This is a genomic window from Enterobacter sp. E14S, assembly GCF_055666685.1.
The window spans coordinates 42,418-65,860 of the sequence record NZ_JBVODQ010000007.1; the positions used below are offsets into that span (position 1 = coordinate 42,418).

Sequence of the window (23,443 nt, forward strand, 5' to 3'; positions counted from 1 at the left end):
GGTAACTATGTCCGTACTCGATCTAAACGCCCTTAATGACCTGCCAAAAGTCGAACGCATTCTGGCGCTGGCAGAAACCAATGCCCACCTTGAAAAGCTGGACGCCGAAGGGCGCGTGGCGTGGGCGCTGGAAAATCTGCCGGGAGACTATGTGCTCTCGTCGAGCTTTGGTATTCAGGCGGCGGTCAGCCTGCATCTGGTGAATCAGATCCGTCCGGACATTCCGGTGATCCTCACCGATACCGGCTACCTGTTTCCTGAAACCTACCAGTTTATTGACGAGCTGACGGACAAGCTCAAGCTGAACCTCAAAGTGTACCGCGCGACGGAAAGCGCGGCCTGGCAGGAGGCGCGCTACGGTAAGCTGTGGGAGCAGGGCGTTGAGGGCATTGAGAAATACAATGAGATCAACAAAGTCGAGCCGATGAACCGGGCGCTGAAAGAACTCAATGCGCAAACGTGGTTTGCGGGGCTGCGCCGCGAGCAGTCCGGCAGCCGTGCAACCTTACCGGTGCTGGCGGTCCAGCGCGGGGTATTTAAAGTGCTGCCGATTATCGACTGGGATAACCGTACGGTGTATCAGTATCTGCAAAAACACGGGCTGAAGTACCATCCGCTGTGGGACCAGGGCTATCTGTCAGTGGGCGATACCCACACCACGCGCAAATGGGAACCGGGAATGGCGGAAGAAGAGACGCGATTCTTTGGGCTGAAGCGCGAGTGCGGGCTGCACGAAGGATGATTCCTTATCCACCCCCTCACCCTAACCCTCTCCCCAAAGGGGAGAGGGGATTGCTCGGAGCCGTCTTTTCTCCCTCGCCCCTTTGGGGAGAAGGCAGGGGTGAGGGGAAAATAAGCACTAGGCTTTCCCCGCTTTCGCCAGCTCCTTCACCAGCGGTAGCATGACCTTAACCACATCACGACTGCGGTGTTCAATGCGCTGAGGCAGCGCGCTGTCAATGTGCTGCTGATTATCCAGCATCACGTTGTGCCAGCTTGTCCCGTCCGGGAAGGCTTTCGATTTAGCCCGCTGCTGATAGCCATCTTTCTTGCCCAATGCCCAGTTTGTCGCTTCCACGTACAGCACCGGGATGCCCGCCTTATCGAACACTTCCCCATCGTTGCAGCAGCCCGTTCCTCGCGGATAATCGGGGTTACCGCCGGGGTTGCTGGTGGCAAAAACGCCATGGCTGCGGGCAATCGCCAGCGCCCGGTCGCGCGTCAGTTTCCGCACGGGTCCCGGCGTACTCTGTCCGCTGTTGAAATAAAGCTTATCGCCGACGATCAGGTTATCGAGGTTGATCACCAGCAGCGTATTTTTCTTCTCCTCAGCGCTCATGCGTTTAAGGAGATTCTCAGCGCCGAGTTTGCCCTCTTCTTCACCGCTGGTAGCCACGAAACGAATGCCATACTGGGTTGGAATATCTTTCATCCGCTCGGCCAGTTCGAGCATCACGCCCAGGCCCGCCGCGTTGTCGTCCATGCCCTGCAGCGTCAGCCCGCCGAGGTTGTTATCCGTATCGGCATCGCTCATCGGGGCGTAGGTATCAAGGTGCGCCATGATAATAATCTGTTCAGCCGCGCGACCTTCATGCGCCGCGATAACCGTACTGCCGGTCACGTTATGCCAGTTTTTCGTTTTATTTCGTGAGGTATAGACGTAGCGGCTGTGAAACGACCGGATATCGCTCTGATATCCCATCCCGGCAAACTGCTGGCGAAGATAGTCCGCGGAGAGCATCTCCGCAGGGGAACCGGTCATGCGGCCTGGAAAGACGGTGGCAATATGCCGCGCCTGCATAGTGGCGATTTCACCATAAGGTTGGTTTTTTGCCTGGGCAGGAAGAATAAAGCAAACGCCGAGCGCCAGGGCAGCAATACGGTGGCGCGTTGCGGAAAACATAGTGAGTCCTTAAAAACAGAGCAAAATATTAACCCGCCTAGTATGAAACTGTGATCGCCCATACACAATTTGAATTGCTCTTAAATGCCCGATATTTCGCGTGTTAAGCACTTTTTGGTATTAGCTTTTTCACGGCGTTATTCCATTGAGTAACTACTCATTCCAATTCGTAATTTCATTCGGTCTAAGCCGCCCCCTATAGTCCCTTTATTCCTCGTTGTTAGTGAGTTGTTGCTTGTGGACTATCTGCCCTTATTTGCTGCGATAAAAGAGAAGCCGGTGCTGGTTGTTGGCACGGGTGAAATTGCCGATCGCAAAATCGCGTTTTTGCAGCGCGCAGGGGCGCAGGTGCGGGTAGTGGCAGAAGCGGATTTTGACGAATCACAAATCGATACCGTAGTGCTGGTGATTGCGGCGACCGAAGATCGCGACCTGAACCGGCGGATTTCCGACGCCGCTCAGGCCCGTTACCGCCTGGTGAACGTGGTGGACGACCAGCCGTTATGCTCGTTTATCTTCCCGTCGATCGTTGACCGTTCTCCGCTGCTGGTGGCGATCTCCTCCGGCGGTACCGCACCGGTGCTGGCGCGCGTGCTGCGTGAAAAAATCGAGGCGCTGCTGCCGACCAGCCTCGGGCGCATGGCGGAAAAAGCCAGCTTCTGGCGCAACCACCTTAAAACGCGCCTGACCAGCGTAACGGAACGCCGTCGCTTCTGGGAACGCGTGTTTCGCGGCCGCTTTGCCAGCCTGATGCATGCCGGTAATGAGACGGCGGCGCAGAAAATCCTCGAGGACGAACTGGATAACCCCGGCAGCACGGGCGGGGAGATCATTCTGGTGGGGGCAGGGCCGGGCGATGCCGGGCTTCTGACGCTGCGCGGCCTGCAGGTGCTGCAGGACGCTGACGTGGTGTTCTACGACCATCTGGTCACCGACGGCGTGCGCGAGCTGATCCGTCGCGACGCGGAGCAAATCTGCGTCGGCAAACGGGCTGGCGAGCACTCTGTGCCGCAGCACGACACCAACCAGATGCTCGTTGACGCCGCCAAAGCGGGTAAAACCGTGGTGCGCCTGAAAGGGGGCGATCCGTTTATCTTCGGTCGCGGCGGCGAAGAGCTGCAGGCGGCAGCCGAAGCGGGCGTTCCGTTCCAGGTGGTGCCCGGCATCACGGCGGCCTCTGCGGTAACGGCCTACGCCGGTATTCCGTTGACCCACCGCGATTACGCCCAGAGCGTGACCTTTGTGACCGGCCACTACAAGGCCGACAGCACGCCGTTCGACTGGTCGCATCTCGCCCAGAGCCGCCAGACGCTGGCGATCTACATGGGCACGATGAAGGCGGCGGATATCAGCGAACAGCTTATTCAGCACGGTCGCGAGGCGACGACGCCCGTTGCCGTCATTTCTCGCGGCACGCGCGTCGATCAGCACGTTGCGACGGGCACGCTGGAACATCTTGCAACCCTGGCGAAAGACGCCCCGATGCCCGCCCTGATCGTGGTGGGTGAAGTGGTGCAGCTGCACAGCACGCTCGCCTGGTTCCAACACACAACCGATACAGAAGGCTTTGGTTCTTCTGTCGTAAATTTGGCTTAAGGAACGGTTATGGACCAAAAACGTCTTACACACCTGCGGCAGCTCGAAGCGGAGAGTATCCATATCATCCGCGAAGTGGCCGCCGAGTTTTCTAACCCGGTGATGATGTACTCCATCGGTAAAGATTCCAGCGTCATGCTGCATCTGGCGCGTAAAGCGTTTTATCCGGGCACGCTGCCGTTCCCGCTGCTGCACGTGGATACCGGCTGGAAATTCCGCGAAATGTACGAGTTCCGCGACCGTACCGCGAAGGCTTACGGCTGCGAGCTGCTGGTGCATAAAAACCCGGAAGGGGTGGCGATGGGCATTAACCCATTCGTGCACGGCAGCGCCAAGCACACCGATATTATGAAAACCGAAGGGCTGAAGCAGGCGCTGAATAAATACGGTTTTGACGCGGCCTTCGGCGGTGCGCGCCGTGACGAGGAGAAATCCCGCGCCAAAGAGCGTATCTACTCCTTCCGCGACCGCTTCCACCGCTGGGATCCGAAAAACCAGCGTCCGGAGCTGTGGCACAACTACAACGGTCAGATCAACAAAGGCGAAAGCATTCGCGTCTTCCCGCTTTCCAACTGGACCGAGCTGGATATCTGGCAGTACATCTATCTGGAAAACATCGAGATCGTTCCGCTGTATCTGGCCGCCGAGCGCCCGGTGCTGGAGCGCGACGGCATGCTGATGATGATCGACGACGATCGCATCGACCTGCAGCCGGGCGAAGTGATCAAACAACAGATGGTGCGCTTCCGTACTCTCGGCTGCTGGCCGCTGACCGGCGCGGTGGAATCCAGCGCGCAGACGCTGCCGGAGATCATCGAAGAGATGCTGGTGTCCACCACCAGCGAGCGACAGGGGCGCGTGATTGACCGCGACCAGGCAGGCTCCATGGAGCTGAAGAAACGTCAGGGTTATTTCTAAGGAGCCGCCATGAACACCACTATTGCTCAACAAATTGCCAACGAAGGCGGCGTGGAAGCGTATCTGCACGCGCAACAACACAAAAGCCTGCTGCGTTTTCTGACCTGCGGCAGCGTGGATGACGGGAAAAGTACCCTGATTGGCCGCCTGCTGCACGATACGCGCCAGATTTACGAAGATCAGCTCTCTTCCCTGCATAACGACAGTAAACGTCACGGCACCCAGGGTGAAAAACTCGACCTGGCGCTGCTGGTGGACGGCCTGCAGGCGGAGCGCGAGCAGGGCATCACCATCGACGTGGCCTACCGCTACTTCTCTACCGAGAAGCGCAAATTTATTATCGCTGACACCCCGGGGCACGAGCAGTACACACGCAACATGGCGACCGGTGCCTCCACCTGCGACCTGGCGATCCTGCTGATGGACGCGCGTAAAGGCGTGCTGGATCAGACCCGTCGTCACAGCTTTATCTCGACGCTGCTGGGGATCAAACACCTGGTGGTGGCGGTCAACAAGATGGATCTGGTGAACTTCAGCGAAGAGAAGTTCGAGGAGATCCGCCAGAGCTACCTGACCTTTGCCGAACAGCTGCCGGGCAACCTGGATATTCGCTTTGTGCCGCTCTCGGCGCTGGAAGGGGATAACGTCGCCTCCCAGAGCGCGAACATGCCGTGGTACAGCGGTCCGACGCTGCTGGAAGTGCTGGAAACCGTTGAAATTCAGCGCGTGGTCGACACCCAGCCGATGCGCTTCCCGGTGCAGTACGTGAACCGTCCAAACCTCGATTTCCGCGGCTTCTCAGGTACCCTCGCATCAGGCTCCGTGAAGGTAGGTCAGCGCGTCAAGGTGCTGCCATCCGGCGTGGAATCGACTATCGCCCGCATCGTCACCTTCGACGGTGACCTGCAGGAAGCGGGCGCCGGTGAAGCCGTAACGCTGGTGCTGAAAGACGAAATTGATATCAGCCGGGGCGACCTGCTGGTCGACGCGCAGGAAACGCTGGCGGCAGTGCAGGGGGCTTCCGTGGACGTGGTCTGGATGGCCGAACAGCCGCTGACCGCTGGCCAGAGCTATGACATCAAAATTGCCGGCAAGAAAACCCGCGCCCGCGTGGACGGTATTCAGTTCCAGGTGGATATCAACAACCTGACCCAGCGTGACGTCACCGAGCTGCCGCTGAACGGCATCGGTCTGGTCGATCTGACCTTCGACGAACCGCTGGTGCTGGATCCGTATCAGCAGAACCCGGTCACGGGAGGTCTTATCTTTATCGACAGGCTGACCAACGTTACCGTCGGGGCCGGTATGGTTCGCGAACCGATTAAACAGGCTGCCGCGACGTCTGAATTCAGCGCCTTCGAGCTGGAACTGAACGCGCTGGTGCGTAAACACTTCCCGCACTGGGGCGCACGCGATCTGCTGGGAGGCAAGTAATGGCAGCCCATGATGAGAACGTCGTCTGGCATCCTCATCCGGTGACCGTCGCCCAGCGCGAACGGCTCCACGGTCACCGTGGGGTTGTGCTGTGGTTTACCGGGCTGTCCGGCTCGGGTAAATCGACGGTGGCGGGCGCGCTGGAAGAGGCGTTACATCAGCAGGGCGTAAGCACGTACCTGCTGGATGGCGACAACGTACGTCACGGCCTGTGCAGCGATTTAGGGTTTAGCGACGATGACCGCAAAGAGAACATCCGCCGGGTGGGCGAAGTCGCCAGCCTGATGGCGGATGCCGGGCTGGTGGTGCTGACCGCGTTTATCTCTCCGCACCGCGCCGAGCGCCAGATGGTGCGCGAACGCGTGGGCCAGGATCGCTTTATCGAGGTGTTTGTCGATACGCCGCTGGAGATTTGCGAAGCGCGCGACCCGAAAGGGCTGTACAAGAAAGCGCGTGCCGGAGAACTGCGCAACTTTACCGGCATTGACGCGGTATACGAAGCGCCTGAATCGCCTGAGATTCACCTGGAAGGTCAACAATTGGTAACAAATTTAGTAAGCCAATTATTAGACCTGCTCAGACGGGACGATATTATCAGATCCTGAGGCGGTATCGTTCGGGAGCTGTCTTCCCGAACGATGAGTCACGGTCACAGGATTAGCTATGCGCAACAGTGAACATTACATCACCACCACCGGGTCGGAGCCGCTAGCGACCGACGACGAAACGACCTGGTCATTTCCTGGGGCTATCATTGGCTTCGTCTCATGGCTGCTGGCGCTTGGCATTCCGTTTCTCATCTACGGCGGCAACACGCTGTTCTTCTTTCTCTACACCTGGCCTTTCTTTCTGGCGTTGATGCCCGTGGCGGTTGTTGTCGGCATTGCGCTGCACTCTCTGCTCAACGGTAAGCTCCTCTACAGCACCGTGGTCACGATTGTGACGGTGGTTCTGATGTTTGGTCTGTTATTTTTGTGGCTCATGGGCTAACGTCAGCCATAATTCAAACCGTAACCAACTGTGTAACGATATTGTGCAGGACGATTCTGCGGAAAAAATGTGGTACATTTGCCCGCGATGTTGCGGCATCTCTGTTACCCCGGCGTAGTGCTCTGGGGAAGTCTTGGGATGATGATGCCGTTTTTCAGGGGGCAGGATGGGTAAACTAACGCTGCTGTTGCTGGCTTTGCTAATCTGGCTGCAATATTCGCTGTGGTTCGGTAAAAACGGACTGCACGACTATAGCCGGGTGAGCGATGACGTCGCGGCTCAGCAGGCAACAAACGCCAAACTTAAGGCGCGAAACGATCAACTCTTTGCTGAAATTGATGACCTCAATGGCGGGCAAGAGGCGATTGAGGAACGCGCACGCAATGAACTCAGTATGACTAAGCCGGGCGAAACCTTTTATCGTCTGGTTCCGGATGCGTCTAAACGCAATCAGGGCTCAGCACAAAACAATCGATAATCAGGCCCAGGATTACGACATGGCAGTAACTTTTTCGGACGTATGCGCCGTGGTGCCGGCCGCAGGTTTTGGCCGGCGCATGCAGACAGAATGTCCCAAGCAGTACCTCTCTATTGGCGATAAAACGATCCTCGAGCACGCCGTGGCGGCGCTGCTGGCGCACCCGCGGGTGACGCGTGTGATCATCGCTATCAGCCCTGGCGATGCGCGCTTCGCGCAGCTGCCGCTGGCAAATCATCCACATATTACCGTCGTTGACGGTGGCGCCGAACGCGCCGATTCCGTGCTGGCGGGCATTCAGGCCGCCGGAAACGCGCCGTGGGTGCTGGTACATGACGCAGCGCGTCCGTGCCTGCATCAGGACGATCTTGCGCGCCTGCTGGCGCTGAGCGAAACAAGCAAGGTCGGTGGGATTCTGGCGGCGCCGGTGCGCGACACCATGAAGCGCGCCGAGCCGGGCAAACAGGCTATCGCCCACACCGTCGATCGCGTCGATTTATGGCACGCGCTGACGCCACAATTTTTCCCCCGCGAATTACTCCACGACTGCCTGACGCGAGCGCTTAAAGAAGGTGCGACCATCACGGACGAAGCCTCCGCGCTGGAGTATTGCGGTTTCCACCCTGAGCTTGTTGAAGGACGCGCTGATAATATTAAAGTGACGCGTCCGGAAGATTTACAGCTTGCGGAATTTTATCTTACCCGTTCGACCCATCAGGAGAAGGCATAATGCGAATTGGACACGGTTTTGATGTACACGCCTTTGGCGGAGAAGGCCCAATTATCATTGGCGGCGTGCGCATTCCCTATGAAAAAGGACTGCTGGCGCATTCTGATGGCGACGTGGCACTGCATGCGCTGACCGACGCGCTGTTGGGCGCTGCCGCGCTGGGCGATATCGGCAAGCTGTTCCCGGACACCGACCCGGCATTTAAAGGGGCGGACAGCCGCGAACTGCTGCGCGAAGCGTGGCGCCGCATTCAGGCGAAAGGCTACACCCTCGGCAACGTCGACGTGACGATTATTGCCCAGGCCCCGAAAATGCTGCCGCATATTCCGCAGATGCGCGTGTTTATTGCAGAAGATCTGGGCTGCCATATGGACGACGTGAACGTTAAAGCGACGACGACCGAGAAGCTGGGCTTTACCGGGCGTGGAGAAGGAATTGCCTGTGAAGCCGTGGCGCTGCTGGTTAAGGCGAGCAAATGACAGACTTCGACAACCTGACATACCTGCACGGTAAACCGCAGGGGAACGGGGTGCTGAAAGCCAGCCCGGAAGATTTCCTCGTGGTGGAGGATCTGGGCTTTGAGCCGGATGGCGAAGGCGAACATATCCTGGTGCGTATTCTGAAAAATGGCTGCAATACCCGCTTTGTGGCCGACGCGCTGGCAAAATTCCTCAAAATTCATGCCCGCGAAGTGAGCTTTGCCGGACAGAAAGATAAACACGCCGTCACGGAACAGTGGCTCTGCGCGCGCGTTCCCGGCAATACGATGCCTGATTTAAGCAAATTTGAGCTTGAAGGCTGTAAGGTACTGGAATTCGCCCGCCACAAGCGCAAACTGCGTCTGGGGGCGTTGAAGGGGAACGACTTTACGCTGGTTCTGCGTGAAGTGTCTCACCGCGAAGACGTTGAAAAACGTCTGAACGCTATCAGTGAACGCGGTGTACCGAACTACTTTGGCGCGCAGCGCTTTGGCATTGGCGGCAGCAACCTGCAGGGCGCGCTGCGCTGGGCGCAAAGCGATGCCCCGGTGCGCGACAGGAATAAACGCAGTTTTTGGTTGTCGGCGGCCCGCAGCGCGTTGTTTAATCAGATTGTGAGCGAAAGGCTGAAAAAACCGGACGCGAATCAAGTTGTTGTTGGCGATGCGCTACAATTAGCGGGACGCGGAAGCTGGTTTGTGGCAACGGCCGAAGAAATGGCCGATGTGCAGTCGCGCGTGGACGCAAAAGCGCTGATGATTACCGCCGCGCTGCCGGGTACGGGCGAGTGGGGAACGCAGGGCGACGCGCGGGCTGCCGAGCAGTTAGCCGTAGCGGATGCGCCAGAATTGCAATCCTTGCTGGTGCGGGAAAAAGTCGAGGCGGCACGCCGCGCGATGCTGCTCTATCCGCAGCAGTTAAGCTGGAACTGGTGGGATGACGTGACCGTCGAGTTACGCTTCTGGCTACCGGCAGGTAGCTTTGCCACCAGTGTTGTCAGGGAACTTATCAACACCTCGGGTGATTATGCGAATATTGCTGAGTAACGATGACGGGATCCACGCGCCAGGCATTCAGACCCTGGCGAAACACCTCCGCGAATTCGCGGACGTGCAGGTCGTGGCACCCGATCGTAACCGCAGTGGAGCGTCTAACTCTCTGACGCTGGAGTCGTCGCTTCGCACCTTTACCTTTGAAAATGGCGATATTGCCGTGCAGATGGGCACGCCAACCGACTGCGTTTTTTTGGGCGTGAACGCGCTGATGCGACCGCGTCCGGATATTGTCGTCTCCGGCATTAACGCCGGTCCTAACCTCGGCGATGACGTGATTTACTCCGGTACCGTGGCGGCCGCAATGGAAGGGCGCCATCTTGGGTTCCCGGCGCTGGCGGTCTCGTTAAACGGCCACACGCATTACGACACCGCCGCCGCGGTGACTTGTTCGATCCTGCGGGCGCTCGGCCGCGAGCCGTTGCGTACCGGACGCATCCTCAACATCAACGTGCCGGATCTTCCTCTCGATGAAATTAAAGGCATTCGCGTCACCCGTTGCGGGAGTCGACACCCTGCCGATCAGGTCATCCCGCAGCAGGATCCTCGCGGCAACACGCTTTACTGGATTGGCCCTCCCGGCGATAAGTGCGATGCGGGTCCGGATACCGACTTTGCCGCCGTGGAGGAAGGCTATGTTTCGGTTACCCCGCTGCACGTAGATTTAACCGCGTATAGCGCGCATGATGTGGTGTCGGGCTGGCTGGATCGCGCAGGAGTGAACGCGCAATGGTAAACAAACGTGTACAAACTCTTCTGGAACAACTCCGCGCGCAGGGGATCCGCGACGAGCACGTGCTTGAAGCGCTTGCTCAGGTTCCGCGTGAGAAATTTGTAGACGAGGCGTTTGAACACAAAGCGTGGGAAAACGTGGCGCTGCCCATCGGACAGGGCCAGACGATTTCGCAGCCTTACATGGTGGCGCGCATGACGGAGCTGCTGGAGCTGACGCCTGACTCCCGCGTGCTGGAGATTGGCACCGGGTCGGGGTATCAAACCGCGATCCTGGCGCATCTGGTTCATCATGTATGCTCCGTTGAGCGGATTAAAGGTTTACAGTGGCAGGCGCGTCGTCGCCTGAAACAACTTGATTTACACAATGTTTCGACACGACACGGTGATGGATGGCAGGGTTGGAAGGCGCGCGCGCCGTTTGACGCGATCATCGTGACGGCGGCCCCGCCTGAAATTCCTGCGGCCCTGTTGTCGCAGCTGGATGAGGGGGGCATTCTTGTTCTGCCCGTCGGGGACGAGCAGCAGCTTTTGAAGCGCGTTCGTCGGCGCGGCGGCGAGTTTATTATCGACACCGTGGAAGCCGTGCGCTTTGTGCCTCTGGTAAAGGGGGAGTTGGCCTGAGACTCGGAATTATCCAGGGTTATTAAGGCAAATTCAGCGTATGGTGTGGCGCGAAAGATTCGTGCCATCACGGTAAATTTTAAGTCACTGGTAGTTAACACATTCCTGGGGGATAAATGAGCGCGGGAAGCCCTAAATTCACCATCAGCCGTGTTGCGGCATTATCACTGGTTTCGCTCTGGCTGGCAGGCTGTACAAGTTCTAACAACGCGCCTGCGCCCGTCAGTTCTGTCGGCGGAAACAGCAGCTCGGGTAACACGTCCAGCGGAATGTTGATCACTCCTCCGCCTAAAATGGGTACCTCTACGGCGCAACAAAATCCGCCAATCCAGCCGGTTCAGCGTCCAATGACGCAGCCGACGCAGATTCAGCCAGTGGAACAGCCTGTTCAGACCCAAAATGGCCGCATAGTCTATAACCGTCAGTATGGGAACATTCCGAAAGGCAGCTATACCGGTGGCAGCACCTATACCGTGAAACGCGGGGATACGCTGTTCTACATTGCGTGGATCACCGGGAACGATTTCCGTGACCTCGCGCAGCGCAATAACGTCCAGGCCCCGTATGGTCTGGAAGTGGGGCAAACGCTCCAGGTTGGCAACGCGACGGGCACGCCGCTTACGCCTGGCAACACCGTTTCAGCGGCCGATGTGACGGCTCAAAATAACAGCGTTAAGCCTGCACAAAAATCCACCACGGTGGTTGCTTCACAACCTGTAATTACGTATTCTGAGGATTCAGGTGATCAGACTGCTAACAAAATGTTGCCGAATAATAAAGGGACTGCGACTGTTGTCACAGCACCGGTGACGGCACCTGTGGTTAGCTCTACTGAACCGACTGCCAGCAGTATGACCTCCAGTTCGCCAATCTCTGCATGGCGCTGGCCAACTGACGGCAAGGTTATCGAGAACTTCTCTTCCTCCGAAGGGGGAAATAAAGGGATCGATATCGCAGGGAGTAAAGGACAGGCTATCATCGCGACCGCAGACGGGCGCGTTGTGTATGCCGGTAACGCTCTGCGCGGTTACGGTAATCTTATTATCATCAAACATAACGATGATTACCTGAGTGCCTACGCCCATAACGACACAATGCTGGTCCGGGAACAACAAGAAGTTAAGGCGGGGCAAAAAATCGCTACCATGGGTAGCACCGGAACCAGTTCTACACGCTTGCATTTTGAAATTCGTTACAAGGGGAAATCCGTAAACCCGCTGCAGTATTTGCCGCAGCGATAATTTGACGGGGCATGCCAGCCAGGGTGTCTCGTTCAGGGATCACGGGTAGGAGCCACCTTATGAGTCAGAATACGCTGAAAGTTCATGATTTAAATGAAGACGCGGAATTTGATGAGAACGGAGTAGAGGCTTTTGACGAAAAAGCCTTAGTAGAAGAGGAACCCAGTGATAACGATTTGGCTGAAGAAGAGCTGTTATCGCAGGGCGCCACACAGCGTGTACTGGACGCGACTCAGCTTTACCTTGGGGAGATTGGTTACTCCCCACTGCTAACGGCCGAAGAAGAAGTCTATTTCGCACGTCGTGCTTTGCGTGGTGATGTCGCCTCGCGTCGTCGCATGATTGAAAGTAACCTGCGACTGGTCGTGAAAATTGCCCGCCGTTACGGCAATCGTGGTCTGGCTCTGCTGGATCTGATTGAAGAGGGCAACTTAGGTCTCATCCGCGCAGTTGAGAAGTTTGACCCGGAACGCGGGTTCCGTTTCTCAACCTACGCGACCTGGTGGATTCGTCAGACCATCGAACGGGCTATTATGAACCAGACCCGTACGATCCGCCTGCCGATTCACATCGTCAAAGAGTTGAACGTTTATCTGCGTACCGCACGCGAGTTGTCCCATAAACTGGACCACGAGCCAAGCGCAGAAGAGATTGCTGAGCAACTCGATAAACCGGTTGATGACGTAAGCCGTATGCTGCGTCTCAACGAGCGCATTACCTCCGTTGACACCCCGCTGGGTGGCGACTCCGAAAAAGCGCTGCTGGACATCCTGGCCGATGAAAAAGACAACGGTCCGGAAGACACCACGCAGGACGATGACATGAAGCAGAGCATCGTCAAATGGCTGTTCGAACTGAACGCCAAACAGCGTGAAGTGCTGGCACGTCGTTTCGGTTTACTGGGGTATGAAGCTGCGACACTGGAAGACGTCGGCCGCGAAATTGGCCTGACCCGTGAACGTGTTCGTCAGATTCAGGTTGAAGGTCTGCGCCGCCTGCGTGAAATCCTGCAGGGGCAAGGTCTGAATATCGAAGCGCTGTTCCGCGAATAAGCAACCTTTCGTCAAAAAAGGCCCGTCGTGAGACGGGCCTTTTTCTTTTGCGCTACGGCTTAGCCGTTTCGTGCAGCAGACGCCACACTATCCGATCGCCTTCCTGATTGAGCACCGCGGTTGACCAGCGCACGTTGACGGGCAGGTCCGGCCGGGTTTGCGTCTCCCGGTAGTGGAGCACCGCGCCACGATCCCAGCGCTGGATCGTGGATAATTCGTCAATGACGATCTTCAGTCCTGGACGGCTTCCGCGCTGATTTTCCAGAAAACTGGCAAGACCGATATAGTCGATCTGAACACCGCCCGGCGGGATCATCAGAAAATCTGGGCTGAAGCGGGCGAGCAGGGCGTCGGGATCACCTTCACCTTTGCCTAACCAGTCTTCAAGCGCAATGTGGAGGTCGATAATGTCGTGTTCGAAAGGCGTCATGAATTCTCCTGTCGCAGCTGGGTGAGCACCTGCGTATTGTTAAGACGAAAAACGTACGGTACAGGCAGCAGGGTCATGCCTGCGGCAAAAATAAACATCCCGTGCCAGGCGGCGAGTGGTGTCAGCCAGGCCTGCGCCAGGTTCAGCGCCTGCGCCAGCAGCAGGGCACCGGCAAAAAAGCTCAGCTGACGATTAAGATTCCACAGCGCGCTGGCATCCGGCATCTCTTCCCGGCGCGTCGTCAGAAAAGCGCTGCTTTGAGCCGTACTGCTGCACAGGCTTCCCCCCGCGCCCATTAAGGTAAACGCAACGGCAGGTAGCAGCGTAGCCGAACTGACGTTAATCAAAAGCAGAATACCCGTCGCCTGCAGCAGGCAGCCGATGACGATCAGCGGTCGGGGGCCGATGCGGTTAAAATAGCGTCCCGTTGCCGTGATGGCGATAAACGATGCCACGGACCACGGCAGCATGAGCATCCCCGTTGCGGCTGGGCTCATGTTCGCCACGTGCTGAAGATAAAACATGCCCGTGACGTTCACCCCAATAAACATGCCGGGTAAGCAGATATAGACAAGCATGGAAAAACGCAAGAGCGGGTCCGCGAGCAACGACAGGTTTAGCAGTCTGGCCGCTTTCATCGCGGGCATTTCGTGTTTAAGCCACAGGCAGGCCAAAACAAAGGTCACGACAGCGACCGGTAGCGTGGCGAAAAATATCCATCGCCAGCTGAGCGTCTGCACCAGCAGGCCTCCGATAGCAGGGGAGCTGGCCGGGGCAAGCAGCGCGACCAGCATCACCGCCGAGGAGAGTCGGGCCCGCTCGTGAGGCTTAAATTGTTGCCAGGTCAGCGCCTGTCCGACGGGGATCAGTAAGCCTCCTCCCACGCCCTGGAGTACTCGCCAGGCGATCAGACCTTCAAGCGTTGCAGACAGGCCCGCCGCTGCGGAGGCTGCGCTGAACAGAAAAAGCGAGAGCAGGATGACGCGCTTTGGCCCGATGCGGCGCGCGAGCACGCTGCTGAACGGGATCACCAGCGTCAGGCCGGCAATGTATCCGTTACTGACCCAGGCTAGGGCTGAAGGCGTGGTGTTAAAGGCGTGAGCCATTGCCGGGAACGCGACGCTGGCAATGAACATATTGATCAAATCAAGAAAAAAGCCCAGCAGATAAACAACGGCGACTTTGCTGCGATACGTCATGGTGGATCCTCCGGTGAGGTGGCGTATCGTATCGATCCGGGAAGCACGGATAAACCTGACAAAGCGCGATATACTGTCAAAAAAATTTTGACAGTAAAAGGCGTGATGATGATTAACCTGCAGCGGGCTCAGATGTTTGTCGCGGTGGCCGACACCGGCAGTTTCACTGCCGCAGCCGAGGCTATGGGGCTGACAAAAGCCGTGGTCAGTTTCAATATTCGCCAGCTTGAAGATGAGCTGGGCGTTACGCTGCTGCTGCGCTCGACCCGCCGCCTGACGTTAACCGAGGCGGGCGCGCTATTTCATCAGCGCAGCGTGGCGCTTCTGAAGGATGCGGAACGGCTGCAGGATGATGTCCGCGCGAATCATGCAGGGCTCACTGGCGAACTGCGGATCACGACTACGCCCGAGTATGGCTCACAGGTGGTGGTGCCGCTGCTGGCCAGGTTTAGCCAGCAGCACCCGGATCTTCGCGTGCGGCACGTTTCGTCGTCCCTGCACGCCGACCTTATCTCGGAGCGCTTTGACGTAGCTATCCGGCTGGGAACGCTTGCCGATTCGCGCAACCACGCCGCGCTGATTGCGCACTTCTCCATTCTCCCCGTCGCGGCGCCCGGGTGGCTAGTTAACTATCCGATCGAAACGCTTGCGCAGCTGGCCCACGCCGACTGGATTATTCACGAGCGCCTGGCCTCGCCGCTGCGCTGGCAGGTGAAGGATGCCAGCGGTGCGCCTGAAACGCTGGAGATAAAAAAAGCGCCGCGCCTGTTTGCCGACAGCGCGCAGGCTCTTATGGCCTTTGCACTTGCTGGCGGAGGTGTGGCGTTACTGCCGGAATGGCTGGCGCGCGATGCGCTTGATGCGGGAAAACTGGTCCCGGTTTTACCGGGATATACCTTTGCGCAGCAGGGCATATATGCGGTTTATCCTGATGCCCGGCATGTGTCAGCGAAGGTGCGCACGTTTATCGATTTTATGCACACCAGCGTGAATTAATCGTGCATCATCTTTTTGATGAGCGCAGAGAACTGCTCGCGCTCGGCCTTGTTAAGACGTCCTAAAAACGCCTCATCCACCTCGTTGCCAACCGGTTTACAGCCAGCAAGCAGGGCTTCACCTTCTGGCGTCAGAAAGACAAACCGGCGGCGCTTGTCGGCCGGATCGTGCTTGCGTTTCACCAGCCCGCGCGCCTCCATGCGGCTGAGCATCTCCGCCAGGGTTGCTTTCGTGCTGACCGCCACTTCGGTCAATGCCACCTGTTCAATACCCGGATGCTCGGCAATAGAGCGCATCACCGCATACTGTGGCTTGGTCAGTTCCGGTAAGGCATGTTGCCACTGCGCGGTATGCTGTTGAAAAAGCTGACGTAACAGGTGGAACGCCTCTTGTCTTAGTTCCATGAACACTCCGACGGAAAAAATCTCTCCCCTATGATAGCCGCTATTGCTCTCAATTTTAACGCGGCATCTTTTAGCCATTCGTGTGATCGTATGCGAACGATCTTGTCAGGTAAACGATCCTGGAGTAGCTTATTTATAATGTTCGTACACGAACAAAATATTGAGGTGATGAATGAGATTGATAGTGGGAATGACGGGGGCTACGGGCGCACCGCTGGGCGTGGCGCTGCTGCAGGCGCTGCGGGAAATGCCGGAGGTGGAGACGCATCTGGTGATGTCTAAGTGGGCAAAAACCACCATTGAGCTTGAAACGCCCTACACCGCGCAGGACGTTGCTGCCCTGGCTGACGTTGTCCACAGTCCGGCTGACCAGGCCGCCACCATCTCCTCCGGCTCGTTTCGCACCGACGGCATGATCGTCATTCCCTGCAGCATGAAAACGCTCGCGGGGATCCGCGCGGGCTACGCCGAGGGGCTGGTGGGACGCGCGGCTGACGTTGTGCTGAAAGAGGGGCGCAAGCTGGTGCTGGTTCCACGTGAAACGCCGCTCAGCACCATTCATCTTGAGAACATGCTCGCACTTTCCCGCATGGGCGTGGCGATGGTGCCGCCCATGCCTGCGTATTACAACCACCCGCAAACTGCCGATGACATTACCCAGCACATCGTGACCCGCGTGCTCGACCAGTTCGGTCTGGAGCATAAAAAGGCGCGCCGCTGGAACGGGCTGCGGGAGGCGAAACATTTTGCACAGGAGAATAAAGATGGCATTTGATGATTTGAGAAGCTTCCTCCAGGCGCTCGATGAGCAAGGGCAATTGCTGAAAATTGAGGAAGAGGTTAACGCCGAGCCCGATCTGGCGGCGGCAGCCAACGCGACCGGCCGCATTGGCGACGGCGCGCCCGCGCTGTGGTTCGACAACATTCGTGGCTTTACCGATGCCCGCGTGGTGATGAACACCATCGGCTCCTGGCAGAACCACGCCATTTCGATGGGGCTCCCTGCGAACACTCCGGTAAAAAAACAGATCGATGAGTTTATCCGCCGCTGGGATAAATTCCCCGTCACACCGGAGCGCCGCGCTAACCCGGCCTGGGCGCAGAATACGGTGGACGGAGAAGACATTAACCTGTTCGATATCCTGCCGCTGTTTCGCCTGAACGACGGTGACGGCGGTTTTTATCTCGATAAAGCGTGCGTTGTCTCGCGCGACCCGCTCGACCCGGACCACTTCGGCAAGCAGAATGTCGGGATCTACCGCATGGAAGTGAAGGGCAAGCGCAAGCTCGGCCTTCAGCCGGTTCCGATGCACGATATCGCTCTGCATCTGCATAAAGCGGAAGAGCGCGGTGAAGACCTGCCGATAGCGATTACGCTGGGCAACGACCCGATCATCACCCTGATGGGCGCCACGCCGCTGAAGTACGATCAGTCCGAGTATGAAATGGCCGGCGCGCTGCGTGAAAGCCCGTACCCGATTGCCACCGCGCCGCTGACCGGCTTCGATGTGCCCTGGGGTTCTGAAGTGATCCTGGAAGGGGTGATCGAGGGGCGCAAGCGTGAAATCGAAGGGCCTTTTGGCGAGTTTACCGGACACTATTCCGGTGGTCGTAACATGACGGTGGTTCGTATCGACAAAGTCTCTTACCGCACCAAACCGATTTTTGAGTCGCTCTATCTCGGCATGCCGTGGACCGAGATTGACTATCTGATGGGACCGGCTACCTGCGTGCCGCTCTACCAGCAGCTGAAAGCGGAATTCCCGGAAGTGCAGGCGGTGAACGCGATGTACACCCATGGTCTGCTGGCGATTATCTCCACCAAAAAACGCTACGGCGGTTTTGCCCGCGCGGTGGGTTTACGCGCCATGACCACGCCGCACGGCCTGGGCTACGTGAAGATGGTAATCATGGTGGACGAGGATGTCGATCCGTTCAACCTTCCGCAGGTGATGTGGGCGCTGTCGTCGAAAGTGAACCCGGCAGGAGATCTGGTGCAACTGCCGAACATGTCGGTCCTTGAACTCGATCCTGGTTCCAGCCCGGCGGGCATTACCGACAAACTGATTATCGATGCCACCACGCCTGTCGCGCCGGACACCCGGGGTCACTACAGCCAGCCGGTACAGGATCTGCCTGAAACCAAAGCCTGGGCTGAAAAACTGACCGCGATGCTGGCAGCACGTCAATAAGGAGGAAAAGATGATTTGTCCACGTTGTGCCGATGAGCATATTGAAGTGATGGCGACGTCGCCGGTAAAAGGGGTCTGGACCGTTTACCAGTGCCAGCATTGTTTGTATACCTGGCGTAATACTGAACCGCTGCGCCGTACCAGCCGCGAGCATTACCCGGAAGCGTTCCGCATGACGCAGAAGGATATTGACGAGGCGCCGCAGGTGCCGACGATCCCGCCGCTGCTGTAAAAAAAAGCCCGGTGGCGCAGCGCTTACCGGGCGTACAGGGTTTGTAGGTCGGGTAAGGCGAAGCCGCCACCCGACAAAACAGACCGCAGAAAACTAAACCAGACTCTTCAACCTGTAAATCCACTCCAGCGCCTGACGCGGCGTCAGCGAATCCGGGTCGAGGTTCTCCAGCGCTTCCACCGCAGGCGACGTCTCTTCCGCAGGCACCAGCAGCGACATCTGCGTACCATCAATCTGCGTCGCCGCCGCATTCGGTGACAGGCTTTCCAGCTCACGCAGTTTCTGACGCGCGCGCTTGATCACCTCTTTCGGTACGCCAGCCAGCGCCGCGACGGCCAGGCCATAGCTCTTACTCGCCGCGCCATCCTGCACCGTGTGCATGAAGGCAATGGTATCGCTGTGCTCCAGCGCATCCAGATGAACGTTCGCAACCCCTTCCATTTTCTCCGGCAGCTGCGTCAGTTCGAAATAATGGGTGGCAAAAAGCGTCATGGCCTTGATTTTATTCGCAAGGCTTTCCGCACAGGCCCATGCCAGCGACAGACCATCATAGGTTGACGTTCCGCGTCCGACTTCGTCCATTAGCACCAGGCTGTGCTCCGTTGCGTTATGCAGAATGTTTGCCGTTTCGGTCATCTCGACCATGAAGGTTGAGCGACCGCTCGCCAGATCGTCCGCTGCCCCAACGCGGGTAAAGATGCGGTCGATGGGGCCAATCTCCACGTTTTGCGCCGGGACGTAGCTGCCGATATACGCGAGCAGCGCAATCAGCGCCGTCTGACGCATATAGGTACTCTTACCGCCCATGTTTGGACCGGTAATGATCAACATTCTTCTCTGCGGTGACAGGCTCAGCGGGTTGGCGATGAACGGTTCGTTCAGCACCTGTTCTACCACCGGGTGACGGCCTTCGGTTATGCGAATGCCAGGCTTATCGGTAAAGGTCGGGCAGGTGTAGTTCAGCGTTTCAGCGCGTTCTGCCAGATTCACCAGCACGTCCAGCTCCGCCAGCGCGCTGGCGCTCTGCTGCAGGTCGCCCAGGTGCGGCATCAGCATGTCGAACAGCTCGTCATACAGTTGTTTTTCCAGGGCCAGCGCCTTGCCTTTCGAGGTGAGGACTTTGTCTTCGTACTCTTTCAGTTCAGGAATGATGTAGCGTTCGGCGTTTTTCAACGTCTGGCGACGCACGTAGTGAATCGGCGCCAGGTGGCTCTGCCCGCGGCTAATCTGAATGTAGTAACCGTGTACCGCGTTATATCCCACTTTCAGTGTGTCGAGCCCTAGACGCTCGCGCTCGCGGATTTCCAGCTTATCGAGGTAGTCCGTCGCACCGTCGGCCAGCGCGCGCCATTCGTCCAGCTCCTCGTTGTAGCCTGGGGCAATCACGCCGCCATCACGCACCAGAACCGGAGGCGCATCGATAATAGCGCGCTCCAGCAGTTCGCGAAGCTCGGTAAATTCGCCCATGGTTTCGCGGAGTTTCTGTACCGGCGCACTGCCAACGTCACTCAGCTGCGCACGCAGTTCCGGCAGCTGCTGGAAAGCATGACGCATCCGCGCGAGATCGCGTGGTCGTGCTGTTCGCAGTGCCAGACGCGCAAGGATACGCTCCAGATCGCCCACCTGGCGCAGAACCGGCTGCAGTTCGGTATAGCGATCCTGCAACGCGGCAATCGTCTGCTGACGGCAAACCAGCGTCTCGGTATTGCGGATCGGCATATGCAGCCAGCGTTTCAGCATGCGGCTGCCCATTGGCGTTACCGTACTGTCGAGGACCGACGCGAGCGTATTTTCTACGCCACCCGCCAGGTTCTGCGTGATCTCCAGGTTACGGCGCGTGGCGGCATCCATGATGATGCTGTCCTGTTGGCGCTCCATGGTGATAGAGCGGATATGCGGCAGGGCGGTGCGCTGGGTATCTTTCACGTACTGCAGGAGACAACCGGCCGCACACAGCCCGCGCGGTGCGTTTTCAACGCCAAAGCCAATCAGATCGCGGGTGCCAAACTGCAGATTCAGCTGCTGGCGCGCGGTATCAATTTCAAATTCCCACAGCGGACGACGACGCAACCCGCGACGACCTTCAATCAGCGCCATTTCGGCGAAATCTTCGGCATAGAGCAATTCTGCCGGGTTGGTGCGCTGCAGTTCGGCGGCCATCGTTTCACGGTCAGCCGGTTCACTCAGACGAAAACGTCCGGAGCTAATATCCAGCGTCGCGTAGCCAAAGCCTTTACCGTCCTGCCACAGCGCTGCCAGCAGGTTATCCTGGCGCTCCTGCAACAGGGCTTCATCACTGATGGTGCCAGGCGTAACGATGCGCACGACTTTGCGTTCCACCGGGCCTTTTGAGGTCGCCGGATCGCCGATCTGTTCGCAGATGGCAACGGACTCGCCCTGATTCACCAGCTTCGCCAGGTAGTTTTCTACCGCGTGGTGCGGGATACCTGCCATAGGAATGGGCTCGCCTGCCGATGCGCCACGTTTGGTCAGCGAGATGTCGAGCAGCTGCGATGCACGCTTAGCATCGTCATAAAACAGCTCGTAAAAATCGCCCATACGGTAAAACAGCAGGATTTCCGGATGCTGTGCTTTCAGCTTCAGATACTGCTGCATCATCGGCGTATGTGCGTCGAAATTGTCGATTGTGCTCATGGAGTTATGATGTCCATTTCTTTGAAAATAAACCGTTTTGATGGGCTCAATGGCCGTTTGTTCCTTCTATTGTCGCATGAAAAAAAGGTCCGGCGCAGAAAAATGTCGTGGCTTTACGAGGCATCTTCCGCCATTAATTCGATGACAATTTTTCCATGCTCCACGCCCACCCTGACTCGGGAATGGGTCGTAAACCCGGCCTTTTCAAGCCAGTCACCTTTTAAGCTCAGCGCCGCATGTACGCTGTAGCGCTTCGGTATTTTGGTATTGCGGTCTTCATGGCGCTTTCTAAAATATCCCACTTTCAAATGGCGATAGGGTTTGCCGATCGTGAGCTCTTGCATAGGGTCTCCAGACAACATGGACAAAGGTCATTTCTGATGCCTGTATAAAATACCAGTGATTGTTCGCCGGTGCAGGGCTAAAACTGGAATCAGCCTTCAGGAAACGAAATGCAACCGCTGAAATCCAGTGTTGAAAGGTGTATTATCGATGCACTTTATTATTCGGTAATCCGCTATGTCCGGTAAACGCATCTCACGAGAAAAAGAGACCATCGCGAAAATGATCGCGTTGTATGAAAAGCAGTGTCCACAGGCCTCTCAGGAGGAAGGGTATTATCAGGCGCTCAATGCGTATGCCGATAAGCGCCTGGATAAATGCGTTTTCGGTGAGGAAAAGCCGGCCTGCAAGCAGTGCCCCGTACACTGTTACCAGCCTGCCAGACGTGAAGAGATGAAGCAGGTTATGCGCTGGGCAGGCCCGCGTATGTTATGGCGTCATCCTATTCTTACCGTTCGCCATCTGATGGATGACCGCCGTCCCGTGCCGGAACTGCCGGAAAAGTACCGTCCGAAAAAGTGAGCGGTTCAGCGTCTCAGCGGGCGGCAAATCACCTTCAGGGCCAGCGCGCTGCAGAGCGGGAAGAGGGCCAGCAGCAGCCAGGGGTACATCGCCTGCGTTGAGGGCACCAGCGCGCGGTCCAGCAGGCTGCCAAACACCAGGTTTCCCGCCAGTACCGCTATGCCTCCGGCGGTGGCGAGTGCGCCGTAGTGCGCGCCAAGCGTGGATTCCTCCGCAAACCGGGGGATCAGATCTTTAGCCGATGGCACCAGCAGCATCTGTCCCAGCGTCAACAGCGTCACAAAACAGACGGAAGGCAGCAGGCGCAGCCAGCCCTCTGGTGGTGCCGTCGACGCAAACATTGCCACGCTCGCAAAGGCGGCGGAGAGCAGCAAAAATCCCACCGGCAAAATTCTCACCGCGCCCACACGACGGGCGAAGCGCGCCAGCGGCAGCTGTAAGGTGATGATCAGAACGGAGGCCAGCATAAAAAGCGGGCCGAGATCTTTCTCGTTACCGCCAGAACGCTGGATCTCCACCGGCAGCGCCAGATAAAGCTGGTTATAGCTTAACAGCCACGAGCTGTAGGCAATGATAAAGGCGACAAAGCGCGCCTGGCGGAACGTTGTCCACCAGGGCTGTATTTTCAGCGTCTGTGAACGGTGGCCAGCAGCAGGCAGGCAAAAGTAGAGCACCACTAGCGCAATGACAAAGACGCCTGCTCCCGCCAGCGCCACCTGACGAAAGCCGAGGCCGGTGAGCAGGGCGCCAGCAACCGGGCCCAGTACCGCGCCGAGCTCTCCGCAGACGGCAAAGAGCGCAAACCACTCCGCGCGGCTGCGTTTGCCTTTTGCCTCGCTGTGGGTGCCCGCTTTTGCCAGCAGTGCCTCAATTGAGGGAGAAAATAACGCGCCGCCAACGCCCGTCAGACACGCGCCCAGAATAATCGGCCACAGGGATTCCCCGAAGGCCAGCAGCAGATAGCCTGAAACACGAACAATACAGCCGCTGAGGATAATCACTTTCGCGCCAAACCGGTCCGATAGGGCACCGCCAACGATAAACATCCCCTGTTGCGAGAAGGTACGCAGGCCCAGGATCAGCCCGATCAGTCCGCCGGAGAGCAGCATGTCATCGCGCAGAAATATCGCCAGGAAGGGAACGACGGCGTAAAAGCCAATGTTGAAAACAAACTGGCTACCCAGTAAGACGGGCGGCCAGAGCGTGGCGGCAGGGCGAAGGGGCATCGTCGTTCACTCGCCC

Annotated in this window: 26 protein-coding genes; 19 read left to right on the top strand and 7 right to left on the bottom strand. The window is 57.7% G+C overall.

Annotation, left to right across the window (positions count from 1 at the left end; translation table 11 throughout):
- Positions 1 to 7: 7 nt before the first annotated feature.
- Complete coding sequence (gene cysH, locus ACZ6J2_RS14990; RefSeq protein WP_023308999.1) at positions 8 to 742, top strand: phosphoadenosine phosphosulfate reductase; 735 nt, start codon at positions 8 to 10, stop codon at positions 740 to 742.
- A gap of 117 nt (positions 743 to 859) precedes the next feature.
- On the opposite strand, the gene ACZ6J2_RS14995 is transcribed toward cysH, so the two are convergent.
- Positions 860 to 1,903 (bottom strand): aminopeptidase, encoded by a 1,044-nt coding sequence (locus ACZ6J2_RS14995; RefSeq protein WP_167819053.1) that lies wholly within the window; start codon positions 1,901 to 1,903, stop codon positions 860 to 862.
- Positions 1,904 to 2,140: 237 nt separating this feature from the next.
- On the opposite strand from ACZ6J2_RS14995, the gene cysG reads away from it, so the two are divergent.
- From cysG to rpoS, 13 genes are all read left to right on the top strand, one after another.
- Complete coding sequence (gene cysG, locus ACZ6J2_RS15000) at positions 2,141 to 3,499, top strand: siroheme synthase CysG (protein WP_059446891.1); 1,359 nt, start codon at positions 2,141 to 2,143, stop codon at positions 3,497 to 3,499.
- Positions 3,500 to 3,508: 9 nt separating this feature from the next.
- Complete coding sequence (cysD, locus tag ACZ6J2_RS15005) at positions 3,509 to 4,417, top strand: sulfate adenylyltransferase subunit CysD (RefSeq protein ID WP_010434549.1); 909 nt, start codon at positions 3,509 to 3,511, stop codon at positions 4,415 to 4,417.
- Positions 4,418 to 4,426: 9 nt separating this feature from the next.
- Positions 4,427 to 5,851, top strand: a complete 1,425-nt coding sequence (cysN, locus tag ACZ6J2_RS15010) for a sulfate adenylyltransferase subunit CysN (protein WP_023308996.1) — start codon at positions 4,427 to 4,429, stop codon at positions 5,849 to 5,851.
- The gene (gene cysC, locus ACZ6J2_RS15015) at positions 5,851 to 6,456 is read left to right on the top strand and encodes an adenylyl-sulfate kinase (RefSeq protein WP_032660281.1); all 606 of its coding nucleotides are present in this window, start codon (positions 5,851 to 5,853) and stop codon (positions 6,454 to 6,456) included. The genes cysN and cysC overlap by 1 nt, the downstream gene beginning before the upstream one ends.
- 58 nt (positions 6,457 to 6,514) lie before the next feature.
- The gene (locus ACZ6J2_RS15020; RefSeq protein ID WP_008499610.1) at positions 6,515 to 6,841 is read left to right on the top strand and encodes a DUF3561 family protein; all 327 of its coding nucleotides are present in this window, start codon (positions 6,515 to 6,517) and stop codon (positions 6,839 to 6,841) included.
- Between the two features lie 166 nt (positions 6,842 to 7,007).
- Positions 7,008 to 7,319, top strand: a complete 312-nt coding sequence (ftsB, locus tag ACZ6J2_RS15025) for a cell division protein FtsB (protein WP_008499609.1) — start codon at positions 7,008 to 7,010, stop codon at positions 7,317 to 7,319.
- A 19-nt stretch (positions 7,320 to 7,338) separates the two neighbouring features.
- Positions 7,339 to 8,049 carry a 2-C-methyl-D-erythritol 4-phosphate cytidylyltransferase gene (gene ispD / locus ACZ6J2_RS15030; protein WP_039263357.1) on the top strand — a complete coding sequence of 237 codons (711 nt, stop codon included), beginning with the start codon at positions 7,339 to 7,341 and terminating at the stop codon, positions 8,047 to 8,049.
- A complete protein-coding gene (gene ispF / locus ACZ6J2_RS15035) occupies positions 8,049 to 8,528 on the top strand; it encodes a 2-C-methyl-D-erythritol 2,4-cyclodiphosphate synthase (RefSeq protein ID WP_008499607.1) in 480 nt (159 codons plus the stop codon). The genes ispD and ispF overlap by 1 nt, the downstream gene beginning before the upstream one ends.
- On the top strand, positions 8,525 to 9,574 hold the full coding sequence (truD, locus tag ACZ6J2_RS15040) for a tRNA pseudouridine(13) synthase TruD (RefSeq protein ID WP_471726067.1): 1,050 nt from the start codon (positions 8,525 to 8,527) through the stop codon (positions 9,572 to 9,574). The genes ispF and truD overlap by 4 nt, the downstream gene beginning before the upstream one ends.
- Entirely contained in the window at positions 9,555 to 10,316 is a 762-nt protein-coding gene (gene surE / locus ACZ6J2_RS15045) for a 5'/3'-nucleotidase SurE (RefSeq protein WP_023333225.1), read from the top strand. The genes truD and surE overlap by 20 nt, the downstream gene beginning before the upstream one ends.
- Complete coding sequence (locus tag ACZ6J2_RS15050) at positions 10,310 to 10,936, top strand: protein-L-isoaspartate(D-aspartate) O-methyltransferase (protein WP_023333224.1); 627 nt, start codon at positions 10,310 to 10,312, stop codon at positions 10,934 to 10,936. The genes surE and ACZ6J2_RS15050 overlap by 7 nt, the downstream gene beginning before the upstream one ends.
- A gap of 116 nt (positions 10,937 to 11,052) precedes the next feature.
- Complete coding sequence (gene nlpD, locus ACZ6J2_RS15055) at positions 11,053 to 12,177, top strand: murein hydrolase activator NlpD (RefSeq protein WP_126796371.1); 1,125 nt, start codon at positions 11,053 to 11,055, stop codon at positions 12,175 to 12,177.
- 59 nt (positions 12,178 to 12,236) lie between these two features.
- Entirely contained in the window at positions 12,237 to 13,229 is a 993-nt protein-coding gene (rpoS, locus tag ACZ6J2_RS15060; protein WP_008499600.1) for an RNA polymerase sigma factor RpoS, read from the top strand.
- Positions 13,230 to 13,281: 52 nt separating this feature from the next.
- Here rpoS and ACZ6J2_RS15065 read toward each other — a convergent pair whose 3' ends face one another.
- Both ACZ6J2_RS15065 and ACZ6J2_RS15070 read right to left on the bottom strand, forming a co-directional pair.
- Positions 13,282 to 13,659 carry a DUF4440 domain-containing protein gene (locus ACZ6J2_RS15065; RefSeq protein WP_047059979.1) on the bottom strand — a complete coding sequence of 126 codons (378 nt, stop codon included), beginning with the start codon at positions 13,657 to 13,659 and terminating at the stop codon, positions 13,282 to 13,284.
- Positions 13,656 to 14,858, bottom strand: a complete 1,203-nt coding sequence (locus ACZ6J2_RS15070; RefSeq protein ID WP_471726068.1) for an MFS transporter — start codon at positions 14,856 to 14,858, stop codon at positions 13,656 to 13,658. Before ACZ6J2_RS15070 ends, ACZ6J2_RS15065 begins: the two co-directional genes overlap by 4 nt.
- A 108-nt stretch (positions 14,859 to 14,966) precedes the next feature.
- On the opposite strand from ACZ6J2_RS15070, the gene ACZ6J2_RS15075 reads away from it, so the two are divergent.
- Positions 14,967 to 15,854 (top strand): LysR family transcriptional regulator, encoded by an 888-nt coding sequence (locus tag ACZ6J2_RS15075; protein ID WP_471726166.1) that lies wholly within the window; start codon positions 14,967 to 14,969, stop codon positions 15,852 to 15,854.
- On the opposite strand, the gene ACZ6J2_RS15080 is transcribed toward ACZ6J2_RS15075, so the two are convergent.
- Complete coding sequence (locus ACZ6J2_RS15080) at positions 15,851 to 16,258, bottom strand: MarR family winged helix-turn-helix transcriptional regulator (protein WP_126303043.1); 408 nt, start codon at positions 16,256 to 16,258, stop codon at positions 15,851 to 15,853. The genes ACZ6J2_RS15075 and ACZ6J2_RS15080 overlap by 4 nt on opposite strands.
- A 172-nt stretch (positions 16,259 to 16,430) precedes the next feature.
- On the opposite strand from ACZ6J2_RS15080, the gene ACZ6J2_RS15085 reads away from it, so the two are divergent.
- Genes ACZ6J2_RS15085 through ACZ6J2_RS15095 form a run of 3 tightly spaced genes read left to right on the top strand, consistent with a single transcriptional unit; the run spans position 16,431 to position 18,682 of the window.
- Positions 16,431 to 17,033 (top strand): non-oxidative hydroxyarylic acid decarboxylases subunit B, encoded by a 603-nt coding sequence (locus ACZ6J2_RS15085; protein WP_023308983.1) that lies wholly within the window; start codon positions 16,431 to 16,433, stop codon positions 17,031 to 17,033.
- Complete coding sequence (locus ACZ6J2_RS15090; RefSeq protein WP_023308982.1) at positions 17,023 to 18,450, top strand: non-oxidative hydroxyarylic acid decarboxylases subunit C; 1,428 nt, start codon at positions 17,023 to 17,025, stop codon at positions 18,448 to 18,450. Before ACZ6J2_RS15085 ends, ACZ6J2_RS15090 begins: the two co-directional genes overlap by 11 nt.
- A gap of 10 nt (positions 18,451 to 18,460) precedes the next feature.
- The gene (locus ACZ6J2_RS15095) at positions 18,461 to 18,682 is read left to right on the top strand and encodes a non-oxidative hydroxyarylic acid decarboxylases subunit D (protein WP_033146398.1); all 222 of its coding nucleotides are present in this window, start codon (positions 18,461 to 18,463) and stop codon (positions 18,680 to 18,682) included.
- A gap of 93 nt (positions 18,683 to 18,775) precedes the next feature.
- Here the strand turns inward: ACZ6J2_RS15095 and mutS are convergent, their stop codons facing one another.
- Both mutS and ACZ6J2_RS15105 read right to left on the bottom strand, forming a co-directional pair.
- A complete protein-coding gene (gene mutS / locus ACZ6J2_RS15100) occupies positions 18,776 to 21,337 on the bottom strand; it encodes a DNA mismatch repair protein MutS (protein ID WP_471726070.1) in 2,562 nt (853 codons plus the stop codon).
- A gap of 113 nt (positions 21,338 to 21,450) precedes the next feature.
- Positions 21,451 to 21,681 carry a SymE family type I addiction module toxin gene (locus ACZ6J2_RS15105; protein ID WP_023333217.1) on the bottom strand — a complete coding sequence of 77 codons (231 nt, stop codon included), beginning with the start codon at positions 21,679 to 21,681 and terminating at the stop codon, positions 21,451 to 21,453.
- Positions 21,682 to 21,856: 175 nt separating this feature from the next.
- Between ACZ6J2_RS15105 and ACZ6J2_RS15110 the strand changes: the two genes are divergently transcribed.
- The gene (locus tag ACZ6J2_RS15110) at positions 21,857 to 22,201 is read left to right on the top strand and encodes a nitrous oxide-stimulated promoter family protein (RefSeq protein WP_048979264.1); all 345 of its coding nucleotides are present in this window, start codon (positions 21,857 to 21,859) and stop codon (positions 22,199 to 22,201) included.
- 5 nt (positions 22,202 to 22,206) lie between these two features.
- On the opposite strand, the gene ACZ6J2_RS15115 is transcribed toward ACZ6J2_RS15110, so the two are convergent.
- Entirely contained in the window at positions 22,207 to 23,427 is a 1,221-nt protein-coding gene (locus ACZ6J2_RS15115; protein ID WP_471726071.1) for an MDR family MFS transporter, read from the bottom strand.
- Positions 23,428 to 23,443 lie beyond the last annotated feature (16 nt).